This window comes from Pseudarthrobacter sp. CCNWLW217 (assembly GCF_037203985.1).
Lineage (GTDB): Bacteria > Actinomycetota > Actinomycetes > Actinomycetales > Micrococcaceae > Arthrobacter.
Genome location: NZ_JBBCBT010000013.1, coordinates 21417 through 41986 on the forward strand (window position 1 = coordinate 21417; position 20570 = coordinate 41986).

Consider the following 20570-nt stretch of genomic DNA (forward strand, 5'->3'; position numbering starts at 1 on the left):
AACGGCGCAGATAGGGCCATCATGCCATGACTTGCTTCACGTGGCACCGGGGTCAGAATGGGTCCATGGCCATTGAACTGGAGGAACTGCTGGTGCCGGATGCTGCAGCGTGGCGGTCCTGGTTGGAAGCCAACCACGCGGACAGCCCCGGGGTGTGGCTGGTTCTCCACAAGAAGGGCGGCGACGTCACCGAACTGGATTACGACGCCGCCCTTGATGAGGCGCTCTGCTTCGGCTGGATCGACGGCCAGGTCAGGAAGCGCGACGGCGGCAGCTACTTCCAGCGGATGACCCGCCGGCTTTCCAAGAGCCCCTGGTCCGCCCGGAACGTGGGGCACATCGCCCGGCTGGAGGCCGCAGGCAGGATGACAGACGCTGGCAGGGCCGCCGTCGACAGCGCCAAGGCGGACGGCCGCTGGGATGCAGCTTACGGCGGCCAGGCGACGGCAGAGGTTCCGCCCGACCTGGCCGCCGCAATCGCCGCCGTTCCGGAGGCACAGGCCATGTTCGACGTCCTTACGTCCGTGAACCGGTACGCCATGATCTACCGGACGAACTCGGCCAAGCGCCCCGAGACGCGGGCGGGACGGATCGCCGGTTTTGTGGACATGCTGGCCCGCGGCGAAACACTGTATCCGCAGAAAAAGCGTCCCGCTGCCACCCCCTGATCCCCGCGGGTTGGGGCTCCTGGATCCGTTCCGGATGCGGCGGCCTGTTTAGGGTGCCCCGTGCAACCCTGTAGAATTGATGGTTCCGTAGCGCTGGTGCCGTCTCCCGACATGGGGGACGGCACCTGTGCGTTTACCGACCGATTGGCTCAACATGGTCCGCATGTTCCCCAAGATCAGCCCCCGCCTCAACCTTCGCCATCCGCTTCCCTGGCTGGTCGCTGCCGCCGTGGCCGCCTTGGCCCTGGTGGTTTCGCTGGTGGTTGCCGGCAACACCAGGACAGGTTCCGCAGCCGCGGCTGACCGCGTCCTCGATGAGGTCTCGGCAGCCCAGGAGACAGCACACAAGGAACACGGCACGTACGCGTCCTTGTGGCTGAAGGGCAACGACCGGACGCTCGAACAGCAGGTTGGGGCCCTCCGGACTGGAGGCGCCGAGGACGTCCGGATCATCGAGTGCGGCCCCGGCTGGCTGGCCGGGGCCCGCGTGGACGGGAAGGTTTTCCTCCGCAGCAGCGAGGCAACCGACGCCGTCGAACAGGACCACGGAAAGGCCCGGCTGCCGGAGTGCATCAGCGCCGAGGCCCGCGATGCGCTGCTCGCCGACCTGGGCGTGCCGCGCGAATGGCCCGAGGCGGACGCGGCGCGGCTGGCGGCGCCCGCGGAGGATCCCGGGTACCGTCCCGCCTACCATCTGACCCCCGAGCAGCGCTGGATGAACGATCCCCAGCGGCCGTTTTTCCTCGACGGCGTCTGGCATTACTACTACCTCTACAACGCCGACTACCCGGAGGGGAACGGCACCGAGTGGTTCCACGCCACCAGCATCGACCTAGTGCACTGGAAAAACGAGGGCGTGGCTATTCAGAAGTTCCGGAACGGCCTCGGCGACATCGAAACCGGCACCGCCGTAGTGGACACCGATGGCACCGCCGGTTTTGGCAAAGGGGCGGTCATCGCTGTCCTCACCCAACAGGACGACGGCGTCCAGCGGCAGTCCATGTTCTACTCCACGGACAAGGGACACACGTTCACCAGCTACAGCCAGAACCCGGTCATGGACAACCCGGGCCAGGAGCACTGGCGCGATCCTCGCATCCTGCGGGACGAGGCCCACAATCAGTGGGTCATGCTGCTCGCGGAGGGCCACAAGATCGGGTTCTACACCTCCACTGACCTCAAGGACTGGACCTACGCCTCCAGCTTCGAACGGGACGGGCTGGGGGTCCTCGAATGCCCGGACTTCTTCCAGCTGGATGTCGACGGCGACTCCGACCAACGCACGTGGGTGCTGGCCGCGGGGGCCAACGGTTCCGCGGAGGGGCGGACCACCGGAACGGCCTACTGGACCGGGTCCTGGGACGGCAAGGCTTTCACCGCCTCGGATGACCAGCAGCAGTGGCTCGACGGCGGCGCGGACTTCTACGCGGCAGTGACCTGGGACGATCCGAGGCTGACGGACGGGCAGCGCAAGGCCTCCCGGCAGGCCATCGGCTGGATGAACAACTGGGCCTACGCCCGCCAACTGCCCACCGAAGGCTGGCACGGCGCCGATTCGGTGGTGCGGGACATCCGCCTGCAGTCCGACGGCGGCCGGCCCACCCTGGTATCAACCCCGACGCCGGCCCTGGAATCCCTGGAAGGACCCCCTCAGCAGGTGCCGGAGCAGGAGCTACGGGATGCAGCGAGTGCACCGCTTCCGGTTCCCGGGAGCGGGGCCTTCAAAATCGACGTCGAGCTTGAGAATGGCGGAGCCGACGCCGAGGCGAGGGTCCTGCTGCACAGCGGCCAGGAGACCTACGCCACTGTGGGCTACGACTTCCGGAATGGAACGGCCTTTGTGGTCCGGGACGGGGATGCTGCGTCCAAGGGGGAGCGTGCGAAACGGCCGGCGCGACCGAGTGCAGCCGCAGGCGGAAACACCCAGGAACGGGTGGACGACGCCTACCGGCAGGCCCGATCCGTGGCGAGTCCCGCCGTCGACGGGAAAGTCAGGCTGACCATCTACGTTGACCGGTCCTCGGTGGAGGTCTTCACCGGCGGCGGGCAGAGCCTGACCTCGCTCGTCTTCCCGCAAGAGGGTGCCTTTGGCGCCTCGGTTGCCGGCACCGGCGGAGCTGTTTCCCTGAACGCCGCGACCGTCACGCCGCTTGCCGCAACCAAATAGAAGCCGGCATACCCGTGGCCAAGGCAGCGCTCCAGCTACCGCAGCCCGCCCAACGCCTGCGCCAGCACAACGGCTGACGCCGAGGACCACGCCTGGGGATGGCAGGACGCCGGGTAGGGCACAGCCAGGCTTGATTCGGCGGCGGTGACGCCCGCAAAAAGCTGCGGCAGCCTGTACCCGAAAGCGGCAGACGCGTCGAGCAGGCCTTCGGCGAGGGCTTTGGCTTCAGAAGTGAAGCCTTCGGACAGCAGGCCGCGGACGGCAATGGCGGTGTCGTGGCTCCACACTGAACCGCAGTGGTAGCTGAAAGGCCAGAAGCCCGGTGCCCTGTGCGAGAGGGTGTGGAGGCCGAATCCGGAAAACAATTCGGGGCCCAGCAGCCGGGCGGCAACGTGGCGGGCCTCGGCGGGGTCAAGGATGCCGGTGCCCAGCAGGTGGCCCATATTCGAGCCGGGCACATCCAAGGGCGCGCCGGTGCCGTCCACTGCCATCGCCGGGAAGGGGCCTTGGGCGTCCTCCACCCAGAAGCGCTCGCGGAACCGTTGCGCCAAGGCAGAGGCGAAGTCCCTCAGCTCAGCGGCCCCCGGTTCGCCAAGCGCGTCCAGCAGTTCCGCCGTCGCAGTGGCCGCCTGGTGGGCGTAGCCTTGGGCTTCCGCGACCGCGACTGGACCCTCCGCCGGCCGCCCATCCCTGAATTGCAGGGCATCGGCGGAGTCCTTCCAGCCTTGGTGGCCCACCCCGTGCCCGCTGACATTCCCGTACCTCAGCAGGCCGTCACCGTCCGCCCGGCCGGTGGACGCCAGTAGCCACTGCGCTGCCCGCCGAGCTGCGGGCAGGAGGGCACGGACGGCGTCGTCCGCCTTCCCGGATTGCCACAGCTCGCCCAGGAGGCACAGCCAGAGCGAGGTGGAGTCAGCGGCGCCGAAGTAGACCGGTGGCAGGTGCAGCCCGTCGTTTTCGAGGACCAGTTCCTTGGCCCGGAGCTCATGAAGCATCCGGCCAGGCTCTTCGTCCGAGTCCGGATCGGTGTCGGAGCCCTGGAGTGTCGCGAGGGCGCGCAGGGTCCCGGTGGCGAGGCCAGGGTCCAGGGGCAGCAGGAACCGCGCCGCCCACAGGGAATCCCGGCCGAACAACGTGAAATACCAGGGAGCGCCGGCGGCCATGAACGGGGCATCCGGCAGTTGGCGGGTTGCCATACGGAGGCCGTCGAGCTCGTCGAGCGAATTCTCCAGCAGCGTCCGCAGCGGCCCCGCCGGCAGGGCCATCGCAGGCACGGCAAGGGACGACGGCGCGGCCGCAACTACTGCGCTCTCTGTCTCGTCCAGCACGGCCTGCCATTCGGCGTCGAACGTCCGCCCGCGCCCGGCGGTGCCTTGCCACAGGAGCCGTGGGAGGTTGCTGCCCTCATGACCCGCGGAAGCATCTGCGGTCAAGCTCCCGGCAGCCACACCGCCACCGTTGGTGCCCGGCGCGGAAATGGAGAGTGTGCGGCCATCATTGTGCCAGCGGAGGGAGTGGTCATCGGCGGACTCCGGGCGCTGAGGCGTCGCAAACTGGCTCAGGCGGATCGCTGCCATGTCGGTGAAGTCGGCCGCCAGGGTCACTGCCAACTCGACGTCCAGGGAGGGCAGCGACGTGCCCACCTTCAGCGAGTGGCGGACCACCCCTGGCGTCACTGTCCAGGTCTGGAAGACCTCGACGGCGGGATCAAAGCTGTGCCCTTCGATGCCGCGGATAAGTCCCCGGACGCGGAGGACGCCGCCGGGAGCCGACTCCACGGTCACCTCCTCGGGAGCGAATCCGTTGACAGTCACCGTGGCCTGGCACAGCATCCGTGTGTCGCCATGGAGGAGGCCGCTGAAGCCATCCTGTGCCAGCCGGCCGTTGGCATCGAGCCAGAGCTGCGTGGGTGCGGCCACGGTGCAGTGCTGGCGATGGAGCCCGGGCTGAACACTCATGCGCCCCACCTTACGCCCGGGGCCCTCCCGCCTGGCGGAATCCTGCGGCCAGTCGCCCACCGCCGTTCGGGATCACGGCGTGCATGATTTACGGTGTGGATGCCCGCTCAACGGCTGAGGCGGCTTCGAGCACCATCCACGCCTGCAGCTGGGTGGAGAGTTCGACGGCGGCACCTGGCGGATACGTGCTGTCCGCCGGTTTTTCCGGGAGGGCTGAAAAGAGCAGTTTGCCCGTGTGCCGGGCCAAGGGCTCCGCGGGGGTGATCGGACGGCGGCCGTCCCAGAATGCATCCGCGGTGTCCAGGACCAGCCGGGCGGCAGTCATCCGGACGGTCCCGGGGAGGCGGGCGTCGGCTGCCGCGAGCGCCAGGTAGCGGGACAGGATCCCGGTGAAGAGTCCGCCGTCGCCCGTTCCGTCACAGCGGAGGACCCGGGTGCCGGGCGTGTCCCCGCGCTCACGGGTCAGGCTGCGGCCCACCGCCTCCACCACGGTGGCGGCCCTGGCCAGGTTTGCCGCGCCGCCAAGCTCCAGCAACGCGCCCAGGACCGGACCCTGGTTATACGTGTAGATGGCGCTCTCCACCACAGCCTCTCCGGCGGCGTTGATCCGGATGCCGTCCAGATAAAGTCCCTGGTCCGGATCAAACAGCCGGGCGTCCAGCCAGTCCAGCAGGGCCTGGGCCTTGGCAAGGTTCCCGGTCCGGGCGTAGTACAGGGCCACGGGGGCGGTGGCGGGGGTGTTCTTGAAGTCCCGTTTCTTGCTCCAGAACGTGCCGCCGCCGAGGTCGTCCGTGGAAGCGGAATCGAACTGCAGCGTAAGGGTTTTCCGGATCCGGGCGTTTCGACGCCGGCCGGGCCTGCGCGACTCCTCGGCGAGTTTCTCCAGCCGCAGCGTGGACAGCGCCAGCCAGGCCATGTCGTCGTAGTAGTTGTTGACGAACGTCAGCAGGTTCCGCAGCCGGATGCCTGTCACGAGCCGTGAGGCCAGCCTGCCGGCGCTGGGGCGGTCCGGCCCGTTAAAGCGTGCCGTCGGCGTGGCACCGTTGCCCAGTTCGCGGAGTCCGGTGTCCACCAGGCAGTCAACGTAGTGCGCCTGCCACCAGTAATGCCAGGGTCGGAAAAGGTTCTCCACGCGCTTTGAGGGCCGCTGGACGGCCGCGATGTGCGTGCCCGGGAGGAAAAACAGGCGTTGGCCAAAGACGGCGGTGACCGAGCGGGCAGCCTCAGTCGCCCTGGCGGCCCGGGCGATGGGCCCGTCTGCGGGCGGCGGTCCGGCTTCCTGCGGCGTCATGCGCTCCAGCCTAGCGGTGTGCCCTTCGCATCCCGGAAAGTCGCGGGCATGGTGCGCCAAGTCACAATTTCAGTTAACATTCACTAACTAATGTTCCGCGCTTGTGCGTCCAACGCCGGGCTCACATCAAGGAGGATGGATGGACATCAACGGTTCTGTCGCACTGATCACGGGTGGGGCGTCCGGGCTGGGTGCGGCCACGGCGAGGCGGTTGTTCGGCGCCGGCGCTTCTGTGGTGCTGATCGACCTGCCGTCCTCCGCCGGCGAAGCGTTCGCCGCAGAGCTGAACAGCTCCACCCGGTTCGAGGCGACCGGTGCCGCTGCTGCTGCGGGACCTGCTGGCCAGACCGCCGTCTTTGCACCCGCAGACGTGACCAACGAAGCGGAGGTCCAGGCCGCCGTCGATACCGCCGTCGCCCTGGGACCCCTGCGGATCGTGGTGAACTGTGCCGGCATAGCCACGCCCGGCAAGGTGCTGGGGCGCGAGGGTGTCCTCCCGTTGGACGCATTCAGCCGGGTCATCCAGGTGAACCTGATCGGGACGTTCAACGTGCTGCGGCTGGCTGCCGAAGCCATGGCCGCCACGGAACCCGCCAGCACCGAACTTGGCGGACCCGAGCGCGGCGTCATTATCAACACGGCGTCGGTTGCGGCCTTCGACGGGCAGATCGGCCAGCCCGCGTACGCCGCGTCCAAGGGAGCCGTCGCCGCCATGACCCTGCCCATCGCGCGGGAACTGGCGCGCTCGCTGGTGCGTGTGGTCACTATCGCCCCGGGCATCTTCGAAACCCCCATGATGGCCGGTCTGCCGCAGGATGCCCAGGATTCACTGGGCCGGCAGGTGCCGCATCCCTCCCGGCTGGGCAAACCGGCCGAATACGCGGCCCTCGTGGCCCACATCGTGGAAAATGCGATGCTCAACGGTGAGACGATCCGCCTGGACGGCGCCATCAGGATGGGCCCAAAATGAGTCCCGCTCCTGCCGCCGCGCAGCTGCCCGGGCCCGAATCCCTGCCCACGGCCGACTTTTTCCTGTTCGAATCCCTGCTGGTCCCGCATGAGCGGCGCAAACTGGCGGAGCTGCGGGAGTTCCTGGCCGCGGAAATCGCACCCCACGCAACCGACTGGTGGAACAACGCCGAATTCCCGGACCACATCCTCCCCAAACTGGCGGCCCTGGAACTGAGTACGCCGGCCCAGCGCGGCTACAGCCACCTGTTCGCAGGGCTGGTCATTGCCGAAATGACCCGGGTGGACACGTCAATCGCCACATTTTTCCTGGTCCACCACGACCTCTTTGTGGAGTCGCTGTATGCATTCGGTTCGCAGGCGCAGAGGAACAGGCTGCTCGCGGACGCGGCAAGCCTCCGCACCACGGGGGCGTTTGCACTCACCGAGCCCGCCCACGGCTCCGACGTCGCGGGCGGCATGGAAACCCGGGCGCGGCGCATTTCCGGTGCCACAGGAATGCCCGACGACGGCGGCGACACTTGGGTGCTCAACGGCGCCAAGCGCTGGATCGGCAACGGGACGTTCTGCGACTACATGCTGGTGTGGGCCCGCGACGAGGCCGACGGCAGCGTGCGGGGCTTCGTCGTGGACGCCTCACTGCCGGGCGTGAGCCGGAGCCGTATTGAGCACAAGATTGCCCTGCGGACCGTCCAGAATGCCGACATTGTCTTCGAGGATGTCCGCGTTTCCGAGGCTGACCGCTTTGCCGGAATCACAAGATTCGAGGACACCAACCAGCTCCTGAAAGGCTCGCGGATCATGGTGGCCTGGCAAGCCGTGGGGCAGCAGCTGGCAGCCTTCGACGTTGCCCGGCAGTACGCCGTCGAACGCCAGCAGTTCGGCCGGCCACTGGCGAAGTTCCAGCTCATCCAGCAGCAGTTGGTCACCATGTTGGGCAACGCCGTGGCCAGCATGGGCATGATGGCACGGCTCGCCCAGCTCCAGGAGGACGGCGGCGCGGACATGGCCCAGGTGGCACTGGCGAAGTCCTACTGCAGTGCCCGGATGCGGGAGACCGTTGCACTGGGCAGGTCCATCCTGGGCGGAAACGGCATTGTCACCGATTACCGGATGGCCAAGATCTTCGCGGACGCCGAAGCCATTTACACGTATGAGGGCTCGTTCGAAATCAACACCCTCATCGTGGGCCGGGCCATTACCGGGGTCTCCGCCATCGTCTGACGCCTCGCTCAGTCGGCGAGCATAGGATCCTTCTCGCCGGCCTCGATCCGGTAGTCCAGGCTGTTGTTCTTCACCGGCATGGGGCAGGTCCCGTAGGGGGTGAAGGCGCTGGGGTAGTTGATGGCCCTGTTGAAGTCCAGGACCACGGTGGCGTTTCCGGAGGGGTCGACGCGGGGCCGGGCGGTGGACACCTTCCGCCATTCGTCCGTGGAGTCTCCATTGGTTTCGTCATGGAACGTGACCGTGAGGGCGCCGAGCTTCTCTTCTTCGGCCTGCAGGTGGAACTCGTGGTCTTTGCCGGGCAGGCGGAACACCAGTTCGCCCACCGACCGGTGCACGCCATCCACCAGCGGATTCGCGGTTCCGATGGGGACGTCCACCGGCTCCGGGTAGGGCCGGAAGCTGGCCTCCACCACAAGGTCGGGCCGGTAATCAAAGGTGGGCACGCCGTCGAACTCCGTAAAGACTGGCGAGCCTGCGTCCCGGGTGCGGATGGCATATTTCCCGGCACGCATGGCGAGCTCAACCACCACCTGCCTGCCGTCGTCACCCCCGAACTGCACCCACATCAGCGACTCTTCATCGAACAGCGCCGCCGTCACCGTTCCTTCAACAGGCTCCCCGGTCTCCACGAGCGTCAGTCCGTCTTCCGCGGAGGCGGTGAGTGCCGCCGTCGTACCGTCTGTTGACCACAGCCCGGGGACGAGGTCGACGGCGGCGGGCTGGTTATCGAGCCACTGGAACGAGGTGAGGGTCAGCCAGCCGTGGGGTGCCGCGAGTGCCTTGTTGCGGTTGGTCCGGAAACGCTGCCAGCGTTCCAGCTGGGCCGCAGGTGTGGTGTTCATGGTTCCTCCTGGACGTGGTGGCCCCGGCTACAACCCCGGCGGCGTACGGTTCATTCCACCACTGTTCGGTTGCCCTTGCCTTGAAGTTCCTGGGGAGTAACGTCGGAACCGGACTGTGGCACTGCACCTACGCTAAACGGAGGAACCATGAAGATTGCGGTCCTTGGGACGGGTACTGTTGGCCGGACCCTGGCCGGTGGACTGGCCGGGCTGGGGCATAGCGTGGTGCTCGGCACGCGCGATCCCCAGGAAACGTTCGCCCGCTCCGCCCCGGATGCCATGGGCGCCCCGCCGTTCAGCGAGTGGCACGCCGCCAACCAGGAGATTCCGCTGGAAACGTTCGCCGAGGCGGCCGCTGCCAGCGAGTTGGTGGTCAACGCCACCAACGGGGCGGGTGCCCTGAGCGCCTTGGGCTTTGCCGGCTCCGCCAACCTCTACCGCAAAGTGCTCGTGGACGTATCCAACGCGCTTGATTTTTCCCAGGGCATGCCTCCGGTCTTGAATCCGGTCAACACCGACAGCCTCGGCGAGAGGATCCAGCGCTCCTTCCCGGATGCCCGCGTGGTCAAGACCCTGAATACGATGAACGCGGGCCTGATGGTGGACCCCGGCCGGTTGGCCGGCGGAGACCATTCCGTGTTTGTCTCCGGCGACGACGCAGAAGCGAAGGAGACGGTCACAGGGCTGCTGCAGGAGCTGGGGCACCGGGACATCGTCGACCTCGGTGACATCACCACAGCCCGCGGAGCTGAAATGATGATGCCTGTGTGGCTGCGCCTCTACAGTGTGCTCGGCACCCTCGATTTCAATTTCAAGATCGTGCGCTGAAACATCGGAAAAGGCAGCGACACTATCTGAGACGGATTCCCCGGAGGCGGCCACCTGCGGGTAGCATCTTTAGCTAGTAACGTGGCTCACAGGTATCCAGCGCAGTGTACGAGCCAAGTCCGAACCCTCGAAAGATAGTTTCCATGGCTGACACTGCAATAAATTCCGAAACTGACCTTGCCGCAGAGCTGAGGGCTGATGTCCGGCGTGTTTCCACGCTGCTGGGTGAATCGCTGGTTCGCCAGCACGGACCCGAACTCCTGGACCTGGTGGAGCAGGTACGCCTCCTGACCAAGGAATCCAAGGAAGCTGCCCGCGGCGGCGCGGATGCCACCGGCCCGTGGAGCGCCCACGACGTCGTCGCCCAGGTCCGTGAACTGCTCGGCTCCCTGCCCATCGAGCAGGCCACTGACCTGGTGCGCGCCTTCGCCTTCTACTTCCACCTCGCCAACGCCGCCGAACAGGTCCACCGCGTCCGTGGCCTGCGGACACGGGCGGAAAAGGACGGCTGGCTGGCCAAGGCCGTGTCCGACATCGCCGACCAAGCCGGCCCGGCCGTGCTCCAGGAAGTGGTCAACGGGCTGGATGTCCGGCCCATCTTCACAGCCCACCCCACCGAGGCCTCGCGCCGCTCGGTGCTGGACAAAATCCGCAAGCTCTCCGACGTGCTGGCCCAGCCCACCCACGAGGGCACCACGGCCCGGCGCCGGCAGGACCGCCAGCTGGCCGAAATCATTGACCAGATGTGGCAGACGGACGAACTCCGCCAGGTCCGGCCCACTCCGGTGGATGAGGCCCGCAATGCTATTTACTACCTCGGCGGCATCCTGACCGACGCCATGCCCGAGATGCTCACCGAACTCTCCGAACTGCTCGGCGAACACGGCGTCACCCTCGCCAACCAGAACGCGCCCATCCGCTTCGGGTCCTGGATCGGCGGCGACAGGGACGGCAACCCCAACGTCACGGCGTCCGTCACCCGCGAAATCCTCCAGATCCAGAACCAGCACGCAGTGCGCATCAGCATCGGCATGATCGATGAACTGATCTCCATCCTCTCCAACTCCACCGCCCTTGCCGGCGCGGACAAGGAGCTGCTGGAATCCATCGACGCAGACCTGAAAAAACTTCCGGGCCTGGACCGACGCGTGCTGGAGCTCAATGCCCAGGAGCCCTACCGGCTCAAGCTCACCTGCATCAAGGCCAAGCTGATCAACACGGGCAAGCGCGTGGCTACCGGCGCGGTGCACGAGCACGGCCGTGACTACAGCGCCACGGACGAGCTCCTGGCCGACCTCGAACTGTTGGAACTCTCGCTCCGGAACCACTCGGCGTCGCTCGCTGCCGACGGTGCGCTGGCACGCGTTCGCCGGGCCGTGGCGTCCTTCGGCCTGCACCTTGCCACGCTGGACATCCGTGAGCACGCCGACCACCACCATGATGCCGTCGGCCAGCTGATGGACCGGCTCGGCGGCCCGGGCCTGCGCTATGCGGAGCTCAGCCGGGAGGAGCGCTTCGAGGTGCTGGGATCGGAGCTGGCCTCGCGCCGCCCGCTCTCCGGGCACCCCATTAAGCTCGACGGCGTGGCCGACGGCACGTACGACGTCTTCCGTGAGATCCGCCGCGCCCTGCGCATCTACGGCCCGGACGTCATCGAGACGTACATCATTTCCATGACCCGCGGCGCTGACGATGTCCTTGCTGCAGCCGTCCTGGCCCGCGAAGCAGGCCTGGTGAACCTCTTCGGCGAAAACCCGCATGCCAAAATCGGGTTCGCGCCGCTCCTGGAAACGGTGGAGGAACTCCGGGCCTCTGCGGAGATCGTGGACCAGTTGCTTTCCGATCCGTCCTACCGCGAACTGGTACGGCTCCGCGGCGACGTCCAGGAAATCATGCTCGGTTACTCGGACTCCAACAAGGAATCCGGTGTGATGACCAGCCAGTGGGAGATCCACAAGACGCAGCGGAAACTCCGCGACGTCGCCGCGAAGCACGGTGTCCGGGTGCGCCTGTTCCACGGCCGCGGAGGTTCCGTGGGCCGTGGCGGCGGGCCCACTTACGACGCCATCATGGCCCAGCCCAACGGCGTACTTGAAGGCGAAATCAAATTCACCGAACAAGGTGAGGTCATCTCGGACAAGTACTCGTTGCCTGAACTGGCCCGCGAAAACCTCGAACTTTCCCTGGCGGCCGTGCTCCAAGGCTCGGCGCTGCACCGCGATCCGCGGACGTCCGATGACCAGCGCGAGCGGTACGGGCACGTCATGGAAACCATCTCCGACGCCGCCTTCGACCGGTACCGGAAGCTGATCGACCATCCGGACCTCCCCGCGTACTTCATGGCTTCGACACCCGTGGAGCAGCTCGGCTCCCTGAACATCGGTTCGCGCCCGTCGAAGCGCCCGGACTCCGGCGCCGGCCTCGGCGGCCTGCGAGCCATCCCCTGGGTCTTCGGCTGGACCCAGTCCCGGCAGATCGTGCCGGGCTGGTTCGGCGTGGGCTCGGGCCTGAAGGCTGCCCGTGAGGCCGGGAGCTCCGCCCAGCTGGTGGAGATGATGGAGAACTGGCACTTCTTCCGCTCGGTTCTCTCGAACGTGGAAATGACGCTGGCCAAGACGGACCTGGACATCGCCGGTTACTACGTGGCCACCCTGGTCCCGGAAGACCTGCACCACCTTTTCCGGGCTATCCGCGAGGAGTACGACCTCACGGTCACCGAGATCCAGAACCTGACCGGCGAAAACGTGCTCCTGGATGCCCAGCCCACGCTCAAACGCTCCCTGGAGATCCGCGACCAGTACCTTGACCCCATCAGCTACCTGCAGGTGGAACTGCTTCGCCGCGTGCGGGCCGGCCAGGGGGCCGAGGGTGAAAGCATCAGCGGGGCTGAGATCGACGAACGCCTCCAGCGGGCCATGCTGATCACGGTCAACGGTGTGGCAGCGGGCCTCCGCAACACCGGCTAACCACCGCTTGCGCTATCACTTATGGTCCTCATTCGGCCCGGATAAGGACCATAAGTGATAGGGCAACACGGGGTCTAGGTAAGGTTGACGGCATGCCTTCGTTCCAGACGCGCCTGAAAATCACCGGCTTGAAGCCCGGCAACCCGCCGGAAGCCGTGATGGCGGCCGCCGTCGAAGCGCTGGAGACCCGCCACCATGTGGAGTCCAACCAACTCGACATTGCCGGCGGCGTCCCGCAGTTGAACCTCCGCTTCCTGGTCGAAGCCACGGAATACAACGGTGAGAACCAGCAGGCGCGGGAGTCGGCAGCCATGATGCGCGACGCCGTCGAACGCGTTGCGCTGACAGGCTCGCTGATGGTGCTCCGCCGTAACCGCGGCCGCTGGGCGCCGATCTAGCTCAGCTGCCGAGGGCCTTACGCTCCCGGGGCCTCAGCCGCAGGGGGCGGCTCGTCCACGGGGGAGCGGGTGCCGCGGCGCCGGGTCGCAATGATTCCGACGACGACGCCGATCACCAGGCCGAGGACCACCCCGATCAGGGAGCTGGCCCAGAACGGCAGCTTCGTGGCGGAACCGGTGAAGTAGCCCAGGCCTACGAGCCAGCACGCCCAGAGGATTGCGCCGAGGCCCGCGCAGAGGCTGAACCCGCGGACCGAGACGTCGGCAATTCCGGCGGCAGCCGACGTCGCCAAGCGTCCACCCGGGATGAAGCGCGCTCCGATGATGGTTCCGTAGGTTGAAGAGCGGCCGGCTTTGGCGATGGCCTCGTGGATGCCGTGGTGGACTTTCTTGCCCCAGCGCCAGCGATCGAGCACATGGCTCAGCCGGCGTTTGAAAAGCTGGAAAACCACCATGTCGCCAATCCAGGACGCCACGGCGGACAGAGCTCCCACAAGGAAGACGTTGGCCCGGCCGTCGGCCGAGAGCGCTCCGCCAGTGATGACCACCATCTCGGACGGGATGGGCGGGAAGATGGCATCGCCGAGGACCACGGGGATGATCCAGAAGTAGATCGCAGCCCCCCAGTTGTCCGCGTTGCCAAAGTCCATGGCCACAAAGTACCGCACTATCGGCCGGGGCGGTGTGGGCGCTTACCCCGACTGCCGGTGGCTGAGGTGCCGCGCAGCCAGGAAGTACCAGTATGGCCAGGCGGCCCACGCGGCGGCTCCCACCGCTATTCCGGCGCCTCCGATGCCCCAACGGAACCATTTCGGTGCCCGTCCGACGACGGTGACCCCCGCCACCGGGAGGGCCGCCAGCAGGGCCCCGCCGATGAACTGTCCCAGCCTCGCGAGGTCCCGAGGATAGCCTCCTGTTTTGAGCAGTGCACGGTTGGCCAGCAGGAACCAGGCAGCCTGGACGGTCATGGCCCCGACGGAAATACCAGTGGACACCGTGAAATCGAGTTTCTTGAAAACGAGCAGGAAAGAGCTCGCGGCGCCGGCACCCGAGGCAATGATGACTACCCATTTGGCCGTCTCTGAACCCGGCGTTCGGCGAAGGCGCCGGTGAACCTGGACCACCACGGGGATGATCACCAGGTTGAAGACGCCTCCGGTGGCGTCGTTGATGGTGCCGAAGATGAAAGGCCCATTCTTGGGCACCTCGATGGCGTACATGGCGCCAAGGGTTGCCACGCCCACTACACCGAGGCCTGCAGCGGCGTAGGCGAATGTGGCGGCCGTCCGGTCCCCGGGGATCTCACTGAGCGTATCCATGGTTCTCCCACCTTTGCGCGAACCCTGCACACAGGATATTCCTGCTCCGGCCTGTCATCCAGAGGGTTCCGATGGGACACTGGCCGCATGCGCATCCAGGTTCTCCAAGGCGACATCACCGCCCGCTCCGTGGACGCGATCGTGAACGCGGCGAATTCCTCGCTGCTGGGCGGCGGGGGCGTGGACGGGGCCATCCACCGGGCCGCGGGGCCCGAGTTACTGGCTGCCTGCCGGGCTCTGCGCGACACTGACCTGCCGCATGGACTGGCCGTGGGTGCCGCCGTCGCGACTCCGGGTTTCGGACTCGCGGCGCGCTGGGTCATCCACACCGTGGGGCCGAACCGCCATGCCGGGCAGACCAACCGGGCGCTGCTGGTGTCGTGCTTCAGTGAAAGCCTGCGGGTCGCGGATTCAGTAGGTGCCGGCTCCATCGCGTTCCCGGCCGTGGGCGGCGGGGTCTACGGCTGGCGGGGTAGCGACGTGGCCGCAGCTGCGTACGACGCCGTCAGCGGGTTTGGTGCCTCACATCCGGCCAGCGCCCTCGAGTTGGTGGAATTTGTGCTGTTCAGCTCCGAGATGGAGGAGGACTTCAAGGCCGTGTTCTGGCAACCTCGCTGAGCTCCAGCCGGCTGCGGTACTCCACTGGTTTTTGGCTGATGGGGTCCACGAACCTGATGCCGCGTGCCAGGAGCTGCAAGGGCTTGGTGTAGTCGTCGGGGGCTTTGTCCAGCAGGTCGGGATAAAAGGCGTCGTTGACGATGCCCAGGCCCAGCGACGCCATATGTACCCGAAGCTGGTGGGTTTTGCCGGAGTGCGGCTCCAGCCGGTAGCGCGCCAGGCGCTGCGGACCGTTGCCAGTGGCGGGGGCGCCCGCGGAATGGGTGCCGGGGGTGTGGGTGCCCGCGGCACCTCCGGGAGTGCCGCCGTCGAACGTTTCCAGGCGCTCGATCCGGGTCTCCGCGTTGGGTTCGCCGTCGATCACTTCGGCCAGCAGGTAGCTGCGGGACTTGGTCATCCGGTTTCGCACCACAACTGGGAAATCGACGGCGGGGTAACCCGGCCCTGGCTCAGCGGCGGAGACGCATTCGTACTCCTTTTGTACCTGGCGCTTCTCGAAGAGCACCTGGTACCTGCCGCGGGTTTCGGGATTGGTGGACAACAGCAGCACGCCTGCGGTCATCCGGTCCAGGCGGTGCATGGGGATCAGGTCCGGAAGGTCCAGTTGGTTCCGGAGCCGGACCAGGGCCGACTCCTGGATGTAGGTGCCGCCGGGGGTGGTGGGCAGGAAATGCGGCTTGTCCACCACGAGGAGGTGTTCGTCCTGGTGCAGAATGTCCAGCTCCACCGGGATACGGGTCTCGGGCGGCAGCGTGCGGTAGTACCAAATGAAGGTGTGGTCCGCCAGCCTGGTGGCCCGGTCCAGAGGGATGCCGCCCTCGCCAACGATCTCCCCGGCGTCGAACCTGTCCTCGATGCCCTGCGGATCAATGTGGCCCCAGCGGTGCATCATGTAGTCCAGCGCGGTGTCCCACGGCCCCTCGTCCGGGAGGCGCAGGCGGGTGGCGTTGACGCCGTCGCGCACAGGGAGGGGGGATTGCATCACCGGTCCATTCTACTTTGCCGGCTCCTTGGTCCCCGCGCGTCCTGTTACCGACGGTAAAAAAGTTCTTGACAATAAAAGTTGTCGGTAGCCATACTTTAAGCATGTTGGACATCGAAGTGATCGAGGACCCCGCTGCGGCGGAGGCGTCGCTGGACCCGATCCGGACGCGCATCCTCCGGGAGCTCTCTGAGCCGGGGTCGGCCACGCAGCTTGCCGCTAAAGTGGGACTGCCCCGGCAGAAGGTCAACTACCACCTCAAGGCCCTCGAACGGCACGGGCTGGTGGAGCTGGTGGAGGAGCGGCGCAAGGGGAACGTCACTGAGCGCGTCCTCCAGGCGACGGCGGCCTCCTACCTGATTTCGCCGGTGGCTCTAGCCTCGGTGGCCCCGGACCCGCACAGGTTCTCGGACCGCTTTTCGGCCTTCTGGCTGTTGGCGCTCGCAGGCCGCATGGTCCAGGAAATGGGCAAGCTGATCGCCGGTGCCGCCGCCGCACGGCAAAAGCTCGCAACGTTCGCGATCGACGGCGAGATAACCTTCCGCACCACGGCGGACCGCGCAGCATTTGCCGAGGAGCTCGGCGTGGTCGTGACCCGGCTGGTGGACAAGTACCACGACGGCGGAAGCGGCACTCGTCCAAGCGGCACCCCCGCGGGCGGCGGGCGGAAGCATCGGCTCGTCGTCGCGCTTCACCCCGTACTTAAGACCCCCATCAAACCCTTTTCAGCGAAGGAGCAGGACAATGACTGACAACCGTGAATTTGAAATCGTCTGCGACACCGAACTTCCGGGCACTCCCGAACGTGTCTGGGAAGCCGTGACCAAAGGCACTCCGGCATGGATGTTCCCCACGGATCAGTGGCCGGACGTCAAGACTGTCCAGGACTTCCCCACGCACCTCGTCTCCCGGATGGACGGCCCGGACGGCTGGTTCAACCAGTTGGAGCACGTCCTGGAACCGGTCGACGGCGGCCGCGCACAGCTGCATTATGTCCACAGCGGGATCTTCGCCGACAACTGGGATGAGCAGTACGACGGCGCGAGCAAGCACACGGAGTTCTACCTCCACACGCTGGGCCAGTACCTGAAGTATTTCGACGGCAAGCCGGTGGTGTTCACGGACATCCAGGCTCCGGCGGCGTCGCAGTCCCCGGACGGTTTCGAACGGCTGAAGAAGGCGCTGGGCGTGGACACTGCCGCGCAGGGCGCCGCCGTTGGGCTTGAGGTCGACGGCGTGGGGCGGCTTTCCGGCGAGGTGGACTTTTCCAATGAGAACTTCCTGGGGCTGCGGACGGCGGATACGCTTTACCGGTTCTTTGGCCGCAACGCCTTTGGCGCTCCGGTGGGCATGACCGTCCACGACTTCAGTGGCAGTGGTGACCCGGACGCCACCGCCAAGGCCTGGGGCTTGTTCCTGGAAAAGGTCTACGCATAGGGGGACTTTGCGCATCGCGGACGGTTCAGCGCGGCGGGAACGTCCACGCGGGTGCTCGCGAATTCAGGGCGTTAGGCGGCCCAACCGCGGGCGATGGCGTCCAGGGCCGAGCTGTACACTGCGGCCCAGTCCGCGTCCGGCGGCCCCACCTGCGCCAGTTCCAGGCTCACCAGGCCATGGACCTGCCCCCAGATAGCGACGGCGACCATCTCCGCGGGTGCCGGCAGCAGGGTTCCAGCCGTCTGGGCTGTGGCGACGGCGTTGATCAGGGGCAGCATGGCATCGGCGGCTACATCAGGACTGGGCTGGCAGTCGACGTACGCAGCCAAGGCGCCACCGAACATCAGCCGGTAGAGGGCCTGGTGCTCCAGCGCCCAGGTCCGGTAGGCCACGCCAAGTCCCTGCAGTCCACCCGGGGAGGCTGCCACTTGTGAGTCATGGAATGAACGGAATCCGTCGTCCACGACGGCGGTCAGGAGTTGGGATTTTCCGCCGAACAGCGAATAGACGGCCGTGGTGGAGGTACGGGCAGCCGCTGCCACATCGCGCAGCGTCACCCGCGCAGGGCCGTCACGGTCCACCAGGTCGGCGGTGACGGCCAACAGCTCCTGCCGTAGGGAATCGGTGTGCACTACAGGTCTTGCCATGAGGTTCATTGTTTCATAACCTTGTTTCGTAACGTTGTTATGAAACAAGGTTATGAAGCCCTGGACCCAAGGAGTTCCCATGGCGCAGAAAGTATTTCCGGGCCGCTACACCGCTGACCCGGAACGTGAATCCGTGACGGTCTTCTTGATCGGGATGAGGGCAAACAGGTGGTGGAAGGTCGGAACCGTCGGCAAGGTGGCTGCCGCCATGCCCAGGATGCTCCAGCACCTGGCTGCGGACCCGGCGGCAGGAATGCTGGGATATGAGCAATGGTTCGGCCGCACCACCATGCTGCTCAGTTACTGGGAGAGCCCGGAGCACCTGCGGAAGTTCGCCGCCGACCGAGAATCCCCGCACCTGGAGCCCTGGCGCAGATTTATGAAAGAACTCGCCGGTACCGGGGACGTGGGCGTCTGGCATGAGACCTACCAGGTGCCTGCCGGCGGAATTGAGGTCGTCTACAACGGCATGCCGCTGTTTGGCCTCGCCAAGGCCACCGCGCATGTCCCGGTCGGGGCCGGAACAAACACCGCAAAGCAGCGGATGGGCCGGACCGCCGGCCGCGGCGCCAGCGCCACCTGACCCGGAAAGCGGCCCCTGACCAGAAAGGGCGCCGGGTCCTTCGAGAGCTGACCGTCAGGCGATGGCCACGGCCGGAGCGTTCTTGAGGGTCCGGCGAAGCTGCGGGGCCGCGTCGAGCCTTTCCTGGGCCGAGCGCAGGGCCAGGACTGCGATCTCCAGTTGCTCCGGTGGCAAGGTAAACGGAACACGGAGGTACCGTTCGAAGGCGCCGCCAATTCCGAACCGGGGCCCTGCGGCCAGCCGGATGCCGAAGTCGGGGGCAATCACCGTCAGAGCGGTGCTGAACGGTGCGGGGAGCCGGCACCAGACGGACAGTCCGCCGGCCGGGCGCCCCGTTTCCCACTCCGGGAGGTGCCCTGCGAGGAGTTCCAGGAGGGCTGCGCGGTTGTCCCGGAGGGCGGTCAGCCGTGAGGGGAGTGGTTCCTCGAGGGCGCGGACCAGGTGGGCCGCCGCCAACTGTTCCATGACCGGTCCACCCAAATCCAGGGATGTCCTTGCCGCTGCAAAGCGTTGGATCATGGCTTCTGAGGCGCGGATCCAGCCCGTACGGAGGCCTCCCCAGTGGGACTTGCTGAGCGAGCCGATGGTGACCACCTCGGGACTAAAGGCTGCCACGGGAGTGGTCTCCGCGCCGTCGAGGTTCAGTTCCCGGAGGGTTTCGTCCACCACCAGCACCGTTCCCGCGGCTGCGGCTGCCCGGACCAGTTGGCGGCGCTGGAGATCGGGCATCAGCTGACCCGTGGGGTTATGGAAGTCCGGCACCACGTACGCGACCTTCGGGCGCTGCTGCATCATGGTGGCCTGCAGTGCGTGCATGTCCCACACCAAGGCGGGGGGACCGCCGTCGGCCTTGTCAGTCTTGGCGCCGTGGGCCGTGGTGAAGGCCACTGGAACGGCCCGGCAGCCGGCCGCACGGATAGCATCGAGGGCGTTCGGATAGCTGGGATGTTCCACCAGTACCCTGTCCTGCCTGCCCGCCAGCGCGCGGATGATGATGTTCAGGGCGTGCTGGGCGCCCGACGTCACCAAGATCTGTTCGGCGGTGGTCGGCGCGCCGGCAGCGGAGTAGCGGGCGGCCACGGCCTCGCGCAAAGGGAGCAGGCCCATGGCGTCATACCCGAATCCTGGCAGCAGCGCGGGAAGTTCCGTGAGTGCTGCTGCGAACGCGCGGTGCACCACCTCGCCGCTGGCGGGCAGCGATGCGTAGGCGAGGTCGATCAGGCCTTCCGGTGCCGCCAGCCCGGGGGCAGCGAGTCCGGCTGCCGCGAGACCAGCTGTCGCGACTCGCGGAGAAACAGTTCCGGCGCTCCGCCCTGTGCCTGTCACGCCCGGACTGAGCACCGTCGTGCCGAGCGGCGTCAGGCGGGGAATTCGGGTCCGGCCCCTGCTGCCTTGCCCGCTGCTGAGAAAACCCTGCTCGCGGAGGTGGGCATACGCCGCTGTCACAGTGGTCCGGCTGACGCCCAATGCCTCAGAGAGCCCGCGCTCGCTGGGCAGGGCGGTGTCAAGGGCCACCCTGCCGTCAAGGACCAGGAGGCGCACGACGTCGGCCAGTTCGCGGTAGGCAGGTGCGGCACCGAGGTTCCACTCGCCCAGGAGACGGGCCAGTGCAGACGGGTTCAGCGAAGGGGACATGATGCCAGTATCTCAAACTGGCTATATGTTTCAAT

General features: G+C 66.8%; 19 protein-coding genes. 11 read left to right on the forward strand and 8 right to left on the reverse strand.

Annotated features, from left to right (window positions below):
• The first annotated feature begins 65 nt into the window (after positions 1 to 65).
• Both V9L18_RS15260 and V9L18_RS15265 read left to right on the forward strand, forming a co-directional pair.
• Complete coding sequence (locus V9L18_RS15260; protein WP_337348016.1) at positions 66 to 668, forward strand: YdeI/OmpD-associated family protein; 603 nt, start codon at positions 66 to 68, stop codon at positions 666 to 668.
• Between the two features lie 127 nt (positions 669 to 795).
• Positions 796 to 2835, forward strand: a complete 2040-nt coding sequence (locus tag V9L18_RS15265; protein WP_337348017.1) for a glycoside hydrolase family 32 protein — start codon at positions 796 to 798, stop codon at positions 2833 to 2835.
• Positions 2836 to 2870: 35 nt separating this feature from the next.
• On the opposite strand, the gene V9L18_RS15270 is transcribed toward V9L18_RS15265, so the two are convergent.
• Together V9L18_RS15270 and V9L18_RS15275 are read right to left on the reverse strand one after the other, a co-directional pair.
• Positions 2871 to 4793, reverse strand: coding sequence for a glycogen debranching N-terminal domain-containing protein (locus V9L18_RS15270; protein WP_337348018.1), 1923 nt, complete (start codon positions 4791 to 4793; stop codon positions 2871 to 2873).
• An 88-nt stretch (positions 4794 to 4881) separates the two neighbouring features.
• Positions 4882 to 6084, reverse strand: coding sequence for a glycoside hydrolase family 76 protein (locus V9L18_RS15275; RefSeq protein WP_337348019.1), 1203 nt, complete (start codon positions 6082 to 6084; stop codon positions 4882 to 4884).
• A 139-nt stretch (positions 6085 to 6223) separates the two neighbouring features.
• Between V9L18_RS15275 and V9L18_RS15280 the strand changes: the two genes are divergently transcribed.
• Both V9L18_RS15280 and V9L18_RS15285 read left to right on the forward strand, forming a co-directional pair.
• Positions 6224 to 7054: an SDR family NAD(P)-dependent oxidoreductase gene (locus V9L18_RS15280; protein WP_337348020.1), complete on the forward strand. Its 831-nt coding sequence runs from the start codon at positions 6224 to 6226 to the stop codon at positions 7052 to 7054.
• Entirely contained in the window at positions 7051 to 8277 is a 1227-nt protein-coding gene (locus V9L18_RS15285; RefSeq protein ID WP_337348021.1) for an acyl-CoA dehydrogenase family protein, read from the forward strand. The genes V9L18_RS15280 and V9L18_RS15285 overlap by 4 nt, the downstream gene beginning before the upstream one ends.
• 8 nt (positions 8278 to 8285) lie before the next feature.
• Here V9L18_RS15285 and V9L18_RS15290 read toward each other — a convergent pair whose 3' ends face one another.
• Positions 8286 to 9122 (reverse strand): DUF1684 domain-containing protein, encoded by an 837-nt coding sequence (locus V9L18_RS15290; RefSeq protein WP_337348022.1) that lies wholly within the window; start codon positions 9120 to 9122, stop codon positions 8286 to 8288.
• A gap of 147 nt (positions 9123 to 9269) precedes the next feature.
• Here V9L18_RS15290 and V9L18_RS15295 point away from each other — a divergent pair, with 147 nt between their 5' ends.
• The 3 genes from V9L18_RS15295 (at position 9270) to V9L18_RS15305 (ending at position 13314) form a co-directional block, all read left to right on the forward strand.
• Entirely contained in the window at positions 9270 to 9950 is a 681-nt protein-coding gene (locus tag V9L18_RS15295; RefSeq protein WP_337348023.1) for an NADPH-dependent F420 reductase, read from the forward strand.
• Positions 9951 to 10093: 143 nt separating this feature from the next.
• Positions 10094 to 12916 carry a phosphoenolpyruvate carboxylase gene (gene ppc / locus V9L18_RS15300; protein WP_337348024.1) on the forward strand — a complete coding sequence of 941 codons (2823 nt, stop codon included), beginning with the start codon at positions 10094 to 10096 and terminating at the stop codon, positions 12914 to 12916.
• A 92-nt stretch (positions 12917 to 13008) separates the two neighbouring features.
• Entirely contained in the window at positions 13009 to 13314 is a 306-nt protein-coding gene (locus tag V9L18_RS15305; RefSeq protein WP_337348025.1) for a hypothetical protein, read from the forward strand.
• Between the two features lie 17 nt (positions 13315 to 13331).
• On the opposite strand, the gene V9L18_RS15310 is transcribed toward V9L18_RS15305, so the two are convergent.
• Entirely contained in the window at positions 13332 to 13964 is a 633-nt protein-coding gene (locus tag V9L18_RS15310; protein ID WP_337348026.1) for a DedA family protein, read from the reverse strand.
• Positions 13965 to 14006: 42 nt separating this feature from the next.
• A complete protein-coding gene (locus V9L18_RS15315) occupies positions 14007 to 14633 on the reverse strand; it encodes a hypothetical protein (RefSeq protein WP_337348027.1) in 627 nt (208 codons plus the stop codon).
• Positions 14634 to 14720: 87 nt separating this feature from the next.
• On the opposite strand from V9L18_RS15315, the gene V9L18_RS15320 reads away from it, so the two are divergent.
• Positions 14721 to 15251: an O-acetyl-ADP-ribose deacetylase gene (locus V9L18_RS15320; RefSeq protein ID WP_337348028.1), complete on the forward strand. Its 531-nt coding sequence runs from the start codon at positions 14721 to 14723 to the stop codon at positions 15249 to 15251.
• Here V9L18_RS15320 and V9L18_RS15325 read toward each other — a convergent pair.
• Positions 15223 to 16233, reverse strand: a complete 1011-nt coding sequence (locus V9L18_RS15325; RefSeq protein WP_337348110.1) for an RluA family pseudouridine synthase — start codon at positions 16231 to 16233, stop codon at positions 15223 to 15225. The two genes, V9L18_RS15320 and V9L18_RS15325, sit on opposite strands and share 29 nt — an antisense overlap.
• Positions 16234 to 16337: 104 nt before the next feature.
• Here V9L18_RS15325 and V9L18_RS15330 point away from each other — a divergent pair, with 104 nt between their 5' ends.
• Both V9L18_RS15330 and V9L18_RS15335 read left to right on the forward strand, forming a co-directional pair.
• Positions 16338 to 16985 carry a helix-turn-helix domain-containing protein gene (locus V9L18_RS15330; RefSeq protein ID WP_337348029.1) on the forward strand — a complete coding sequence of 216 codons (648 nt, stop codon included), beginning with the start codon at positions 16338 to 16340 and terminating at the stop codon, positions 16983 to 16985.
• On the forward strand, positions 16978 to 17670 hold the full coding sequence (locus tag V9L18_RS15335; protein ID WP_337348030.1) for an SRPBCC domain-containing protein: 693 nt from the start codon (positions 16978 to 16980) through the stop codon (positions 17668 to 17670). The genes V9L18_RS15330 and V9L18_RS15335 overlap by 8 nt, the downstream gene beginning before the upstream one ends.
• A gap of 71 nt (positions 17671 to 17741) precedes the next feature.
• Here the strand turns inward: V9L18_RS15335 and V9L18_RS15340 are convergent, their stop codons facing one another.
• The gene (locus tag V9L18_RS15340; protein WP_337348031.1) at positions 17742 to 18317 is read right to left on the reverse strand and encodes a TetR-like C-terminal domain-containing protein; all 576 of its coding nucleotides are present in this window, start codon (positions 18315 to 18317) and stop codon (positions 17742 to 17744) included.
• A gap of 79 nt (positions 18318 to 18396) precedes the next feature.
• Here V9L18_RS15340 and V9L18_RS15345 point away from each other — a divergent pair, with 79 nt between their 5' ends.
• Entirely contained in the window at positions 18397 to 18900 is a 504-nt protein-coding gene (locus tag V9L18_RS15345) for a DUF4188 domain-containing protein (protein WP_337348032.1), read from the forward strand.
• 54 nt (positions 18901 to 18954) lie between these two features.
• Here V9L18_RS15345 and yczR read toward each other — a convergent pair whose 3' ends face one another.
• Complete coding sequence (gene yczR, locus V9L18_RS15350) at positions 18955 to 20535, reverse strand: MocR-like transcription factor YczR (protein ID WP_337348033.1); 1581 nt, start codon at positions 20533 to 20535, stop codon at positions 18955 to 18957.
• Between the last annotated feature and the right edge of the window lie 35 nt (positions 20536 to 20570).